The following is a 6,678-nucleotide window of genomic DNA, read 5'->3' as shown; positions in this document are numbered from 1 at the left end:
ACCACCGCGAGTATTACCATACTTAATTCCAAGATCTAAACATATTTGACGACAACTTCTAGTTCCTGAAATATAATCTTTTGATGCCTTGATTTTATCTTCAAAAGAATATTTATATTGTCTTCCCATAAAAAATACCTCCAAAGTAGATTTTGGTTATTTACCATGTCTACTTTAGAGGTATCATATCACATTTGTGTAACAGCTTCATCGCTATTTCATATCATTTATAACTATATATTAATACATTTTTATAAAAATAACAACTAAATTTATCCATTTACAATGACAGTACAGCAGACACTATTCCTGTCATACCATTTGTAATAGCTTCTCTTACATAATCTAATGGTATATCTAAAACCCCTGTAAAAAGCAATACCATCAATACAATGTACCCATATTTCTCAAATTTCATATATGAAAAATACTTATCTTCCGGTACGATAGCACTTAACACCTTTGATCCATCTAATGGTGGCACAGGAATTAAATTAAAAACTCCAAGTCCAATGTTTATAAGAGCTAAATATTGAAAAAACAAATATATGTTATAATACACTTTTCCTAGATATCCATCGGTTAATTTTATTATTACTCCAATTATGGCAATACTAAAAAATGCAAGAATAAAATTCATTATTGGTCCTGCAATTGCTACTAAAACCATTCCTAACTTATGTTTTTTGTAGTAATATGGATTAACCTTTACAGGTTTTGCCCATCCAAACTTAAAAAATATCAGACATAATGTCCCCATTAAATCAAGATGAGCCAGAGGATTTAAAGATAATCTTCCATCTTCTTTAGGTGTCGGATCACCTAACTTATAAGATACATATCCATGAGCTAACTCATGCATTGATATAGCTATTAATACCGTTACAACGGTAATTATTAATTCCCTTACTGAGCTCATCATAATATTTTTCCCCCAACATAAAACTCTATTTTAATTTTTCTTTTGTAGTTATATGCTGATGATTCATAATATGATTACTACAGTAACAATGCTTTCCTTCACATTTAGAACAATATCTAAAGTCCATATCAGGATCTTGTATATCTGTTAATCCACAAACAGTACATTTATGTGTATATCCCTTTATAACCTTTAAGTTACTTTTTCTTCTATCATTCTTCTTCTTAGCATACTTTATGTTTGTCATTAACATTTTTCCAAAGAATATCGGAATAGCTATTAATGGTGCTATTTCTATTATTATATATCCTATAAATGGAACTCTTATTAACTCCACTACAAGAAATACTAATTCTAAAACTGCAAGATATTTAAGTTTTAGTGGTATAATACCCCAAAATAATATTTCAACATCAGGATATGATAATGCGAAAGCTATTATGACCATTAATTGTAGTCCATCGCTCCATGCTGGCCATCCTGTAATAAATGATGCTATTATTGTAAGAATCATTCCTGTAATATACAATACATTAACTTTAAAGCCACCCCAGGCTTGTTCTAACCCTTTTCCAGCATAGTAGAAAAAGAATAAGTTAAATATTATCCACAATGGTGAAGTTGTCGGTGGTATAAAGATAAATGTTATAAGTCTCCATATCTCACCATGTAAAACATTCTGCGGTATAAGCATAAGATTGGTCATATTAGCAGAATCTCCACCTATAAGTGCTAAGAAATACACTATAGCATTGACAACTACAACTACCGTTATCAAATTATGAATATAATATTTCCCAAACTTTCTCTCAAGTTTATCTAACCAACTCACAAATTTTCCTCCCTATTTTTCTTTATACTTTATCTCTATTTTTTTCAAGAAATCTTTCTATTCTTTTTAATGCTTCCATTATGTTTTCCATAGATGATGCATAACATGCTCTTATATAGCCTTCCCCACATTCACCAAAAGCATTACCTGGTACTGTAAGGACCTTCTCAGTCATAAGAAGTTTTTCACAGAACTCATCTGATGTTAATCCAGTAGATTTTATACATGGAAATACATAAAATGCTCCTAAAGGTTCAAAGCAATCTAACCCTAATTTTTTAAATCCATCTACCAATACTCTTCTTCTTCTATTATACTCTTTAACCATCTCTTTTACACTATCATCGCCACCTTTAAGTGCCTCAATAGCTGCATATTGTGCAGTAGTAGGTGAACACATAAGTGCATATTGATGTATTTTCTTAATAGCATCCATTAATATAGGATGTCCACATATATAACCTAATCTCCATCCAGTCATTGCATAAGCTTTAGAAAATCCACTAATAAGCAATGTCTTGTCCCTAACTTCTGGGAAACTAGCTATAGATACATGATTTTCGCCGTAAGTAAGCTCAGCATATATTTCATCAGATAAAATAATAACATTTTTATCTTTCAATACATCAACAATAGGTTTAAGTTCCTCTCTAGTCATAATTGCCCCTGTAGGATTATTAGGGAACGGCAAGATAACTACCTTAGTCTTCTCTGTAATAGCCTCTTCTAACATTTCTGCTGTTAACTTAAACTGATCCTCTGCTCTAAGATTTATAACCTTAGCTGTAGCACCAGTAAATGCTGTACATCCCTTGTAAGCTACAAAACTTGGTTCAGGAACTATTACTTCATCACCAGGACCTACTAAAGCTCTAAGAGCTACATCAATCCCTTCACTTCCACCTACAGTAACTAATACTTCATTTCTTGGATCATACTTTAAATTGAATCTTCTATCTAAGTACTTGCATATCTCATCACGTAACTCAATAAATCCAGCATTAGATGAATAATGTGTACTTCCTATTTCCAATGAATATATTCCAGCTTCCCTTACATTCCAAGGTGTAACGAAGTCTGGTTCTCCTACTCCTAAAGAAATTACATTCTCCATTTCATTTACCATATCAAAATATTTTCTTATACCTGATGGAGGCATCTTCTTAACATTATCTAAAATCATATCCTCTAGTCTCATATAAATATAGCCTCCCTGTCATCCAATTTCTTTTCTTTAAACATCATACCATGATCTTTATACTTCTTAAGAACAAAATGTGTTGCAGTACTTAAAACATGCTCTTGAACTGCTAATTTACTTGAAACAAACATAGCCACTTCTTTCATAGTCTTACCTTCTACTATAACTGTTAAATCAAATCCACCAGACATTAGATAACAAGCCTTTACTTGTGGAAATTTGTATATTCTTTCAGCTACCTTATCAAAGCCTTCACCCCTTTGAGGTGTTATCTTTACTTCGATTAAAGCTGTAACTGTTTCTTTACCAGTATTCTCCCAATTAACAAGAGTTGTGTATCCTGCTATTATACTTTTTTCTTCATACTCTCTTATAGCATCTCTTACTTCTTCTACTGACTTACCAACCATTACAGCAATTTGTTCATCAGTATATCTGCTATTCTTCTCTAAAATCTCTAAGATTTCTTCCATAATAATTGCCCCCTGTTCTATATAATATAAAAACCTCCATCCCAAAAAGGGACGAAGGTTTGCTTCGCGGTACCACCCTAATAAGCAATAAAATTACTGCTCACTCAGTTGAATTATATAAATCCATCCTCTATAACGTAAGGATAACGTCATAACCTACATTAGACTATTAACTGTCTAGTTCTCAGCATGAGATTCAAAGACTGCTTCTCTTTAAACTATCTACTGAATTTCCACCATATCTTCAGCTCTCTAAAAGAATCATTTAAAGGTACTATTTCTTATCACTATCTTTATAGTATATATATTTTACGATTAAATGGCTTATTACTTTATTATAAATATATATATTCTCTAATTCAATAGTATATTGATTAATTATTTATTAACATCGTTTACATAAAAAAGTCTATTCAAATTTTCAGCTTATGATATAAATAACTTAGCAAAACAATTATCTGACTCTGTAAATACTCTTAATTGTAGCGTATCTGAATCTAACTTAGCTTTAGAAGAAAAAACAAAAGAAATTCTTAATGCTGTTACAATAATAAACGGACTAGCAGAACAAACTACTCTACTATCATTAACCGCTTCTATAGAAGATGTAAGAGCTGGTGAAGCTGGAAAAGGCTTTATGGTAGTTACTTCAGAAATTAAGAATTTATCTTTATCTTCTAATAAAGCAGCTGACGATATAAAAAATATGCTATCAGATGTAAATGACTATACTACACGTGTAGTAGATGCTATAGATTCCACTAGTGCCATAGTAGATACTAATATAAAATCAATCTCAGATTCTTATTCTGACTTTGATGAAGTCTTCACTATGCAAAGCTCTATGGTTCACCATATAAAAGATATAAACTCCCTAATGTCTGTACTACACAATCAAGGAGATGCAATTAAATCTAATATGAACCACTTGAAATCTATAAATGAATCTACAAACTTATCTATAGATACAATGACTTCAAACCTAGAAGAACTACAAAGTGAATTTAATGAAATTTATACACAAGTAAATTCTATTCAAAACATTTCTCACAACTTAGTAGAGAATACGTAAAAAAATGAGGCTATCGCACAAAGGAGATATCGCTTACAACTTTTCATGTGTTAATGCGATATCTCCATTTTTTATTAATAGTAGCTATTTTATTCTTTTATTAATTCAATAACTAAATCTCTTAAAATTTCCAAATCTTTGATGTATACATGTTCCTGTAAAGTATGCGGTGCTCTTTCTCCACTAGATAAATTTACTGACTTTATACCATTACCATTAAAAATATTAGTATCACTACCACCACCAGTTGATGCCACAATCGGCTCTATACCTAACGCCTTAATAGCATTCTTAGCCATATCAACTATCTCTTCATTTTCTTCGATTACAAATTCTCCATACATTCTCTCAACATCAACTTCAGCAACACCACCAAAAGATTCTGCTACAGCTTTAAATGTCTTAACCATATGACTAGTTTGTTCATCTAAACTTTCTATAACAGTACTTCTTGCCTCAGCCTCTATCTTAACTTCAGGACATACTATATTAGTAGCCACCCCACCTGTAATCTTTCCAATATTAGCAGTAGTATTTTCATCAATTCTTAATAATTTCATATTACTAATAGCCTTTGATGCTATTTCAATAGCACTTATACCTTCTTCTGGACAAACTCCTGCATGAGCTGGTTTTCCCTTTATCACTACAGATATCTTATCCTGAGCTGGTCCCTTTGTTACTATTGTTCCAATATCACCACCACTATCTAGTACAAAACACTTATTACCTTTTAATTTAGAATAATCTAAATTCTTAGATCCAAATAATCCACCTTCTTCTGCTATAGTAAAGATAAATTGAATATTGCAATGATCTATATTCTCTTCTTTCATCTTAACAATGGCTTCTAACAAAGCAGCTATTCCAGCTTTATCATCACCACCTAATATAGTAGTACCATCACTATATATAACTCCATCTTTAACTACAGGCTTAATACCATTTCCAGGAGATACCGTATCCATATGACAGCTAAACATTATAGTTTCAGAACCTTCATTTCCCCCTAAAGTAGCAATTAAATTTCCTGTATTTGATCCAACTTTTTCCCCAGCATTATCTTCATAAACTTCGAAACCTAACTTTTCTAAATCTTCTTTTAATCTCTTAGCAAATGCACCTTCATTTTTAGTTTCGCTATCAACTTGCACATACTCTAAAAATCTTTCCACAATTCTATCATTTTTCATCGCTCGTTCTCCCTTATCCACAATATAATAAAAACTTTATGTACTTATCCACATTTTTATCATAAATAATCTACTTTATGTGTATATCTTTTGTAATTAACTAAAAAAGTGCCTCAAATCTAAAATGAGACACCCCTTTATTTCTTATATGTTACTATAAGGTATGTTTAAAATCAATACTCTATCAGTTCTTATTAGTAGAAGTCCATTGATTATCAGTTGCAGATTTATTCTTTTTATGACCACAACAACATTTATGTTCTCCTGACCACTTGTTATCTTCTGCTGTTTTCTTTTCCTTTGTCATTTTCTACACCTCCTATAAGCTATCAATATAAGTTTTAGCTTATAGGCAATTTTAATACCATGTAAATTATTACACTGATTTTAATATATCTACTAAAACATCATAAGTATAATTTTCTATTTCTGCACAAGTTATTTTATTAGCCTTAAAGTCTTTACAAAGATGTGTATTATATTTTTCTCTTATAGCATCCATCATCTCTTTTGTATATACTCTAGCCATATTACTTTCTGTACTTTCTTTTCTTCCTGTTAAATAACCTATGATAATAGTTGCTGCTGATATAGCTCCACATAAACTTCCTGATGCAAATCCACTGCCCATACCACTTCCTAAACTTATAGGTATATCAGTTCCATGCTCTTCATTATATGTTCTTATCATTGCTTCTGCACAATTATATCCTTGCTTATGATAATCTGATACTTTCATTTTTCCCCCGCCCTTCTTATATATAAATATATTATATAAAAAATAATATTACAATCTATAATTTTTATAATATATATTTATATAAATTCTTGAAATAAAAAAGTCTTGAGAATATTCTCAAGACTCCTTTTCCTTACCTGGCAACATCCTACTCTCCCACACAGTCTCCCGTGCAGTACCATCGGCCCTCTGAGGCTTAACCATCGTGTTCGGTATGGGAACGGGTGTATCCCTTAGAGGCATCAT

The 6,678-nt window shown here is 31.3% G+C and carries 8 protein-coding genes, 1 rRNA gene and 1 other annotated feature; of the genes, 1 reads left to right on the top strand and 8 read right to left on the bottom strand.

Features of this window, described 5'->3' with window-relative positions; genetic code table 11:
* Positions 1-280 precede the first annotated feature (280 nt).
* From KQI30_RS16295 to KQI30_RS16280, 4 genes are read right to left on the bottom strand one after another with little or no spacing between them, the layout of a single operon-like run.
* Entirely contained in the window at positions 281-922 is a 642-nt protein-coding gene (locus KQI30_RS16295) for a site-2 protease family protein (protein WP_216464404.1), read from the bottom strand.
* A 25-nt stretch (positions 923-947) separates the two neighbouring features.
* Complete coding sequence (locus KQI30_RS16290) at positions 948-1,754, bottom strand: rhomboid family intramembrane serine protease (protein WP_216464403.1); 807 nt, start codon at positions 1,752-1,754, stop codon at positions 948-950.
* A gap of 22 nt (positions 1,755-1,776) precedes the next feature.
* On the bottom strand, positions 1,777-2,952 hold the full coding sequence (locus KQI30_RS16285; RefSeq protein ID WP_216464402.1) for an aminotransferase class I/II-fold pyridoxal phosphate-dependent enzyme: 1,176 nt from the start codon (positions 2,950-2,952) through the stop codon (positions 1,777-1,779).
* The gene (locus KQI30_RS16280) at positions 2,949-3,428 is read right to left on the bottom strand and encodes an Lrp/AsnC family transcriptional regulator (RefSeq protein WP_216464401.1); all 480 of its coding nucleotides are present in this window, start codon (positions 3,426-3,428) and stop codon (positions 2,949-2,951) included. The genes KQI30_RS16285 and KQI30_RS16280 overlap by 4 nt, the downstream gene beginning before the upstream one ends.
* Positions 3,429-3,472: 44 nt before the next feature.
* Positions 3,473-3,725: a binding site (T-box leader), on the bottom strand.
* A 136-nt stretch (positions 3,726-3,861) separates the two neighbouring features.
* Here KQI30_RS16280 and KQI30_RS16275 point away from each other — a divergent pair.
* Positions 3,862-4,500, top strand: a complete 639-nt coding sequence (locus KQI30_RS16275) for a methyl-accepting chemotaxis protein (protein ID WP_216464405.1) — start codon at positions 3,862-3,864, stop codon at positions 4,498-4,500.
* An 89-nt stretch (positions 4,501-4,589) separates the two neighbouring features.
* Here the strand turns inward: KQI30_RS16275 and KQI30_RS16270 are convergent, their stop codons facing one another.
* The 4 genes from KQI30_RS16270 to rrf all read right to left on the bottom strand — a co-directional run.
* Positions 4,590-5,693 carry a M20/M25/M40 family metallo-hydrolase gene (locus KQI30_RS16270; protein WP_216464400.1) on the bottom strand — a complete coding sequence of 368 codons (1,104 nt, stop codon included), beginning with the start codon at positions 5,691-5,693 and terminating at the stop codon, positions 4,590-4,592.
* A 184-nt stretch (positions 5,694-5,877) separates the two neighbouring features.
* Positions 5,878-6,000 carry a hypothetical protein gene (locus KQI30_RS17435; protein WP_294346356.1) on the bottom strand — a complete coding sequence of 41 codons (123 nt, stop codon included), beginning with the start codon at positions 5,998-6,000 and terminating at the stop codon, positions 5,878-5,880.
* A gap of 69 nt (positions 6,001-6,069) precedes the next feature.
* Entirely contained in the window at positions 6,070-6,432 is a 363-nt protein-coding gene (locus KQI30_RS16265; protein WP_216464399.1) for a C-GCAxxG-C-C family (seleno)protein, read from the bottom strand.
* A gap of 135 nt (positions 6,433-6,567) precedes the next feature.
* A 5S ribosomal RNA gene (gene rrf / locus KQI30_RS16260) occupies positions 6,568-6,678 on the bottom strand; the annotation flags it as partial.

Source organism: Clostridium bornimense, assembly GCF_018917145.1.
GTDB classification, from domain to species: domain Bacteria; phylum Bacillota; class Clostridia; order Clostridiales; family Clostridiaceae; genus Clostridium_AN; species Clostridium_AN bornimense_A.
This window is presented reverse-complemented; position numbering and strand designations above follow the sequence as displayed.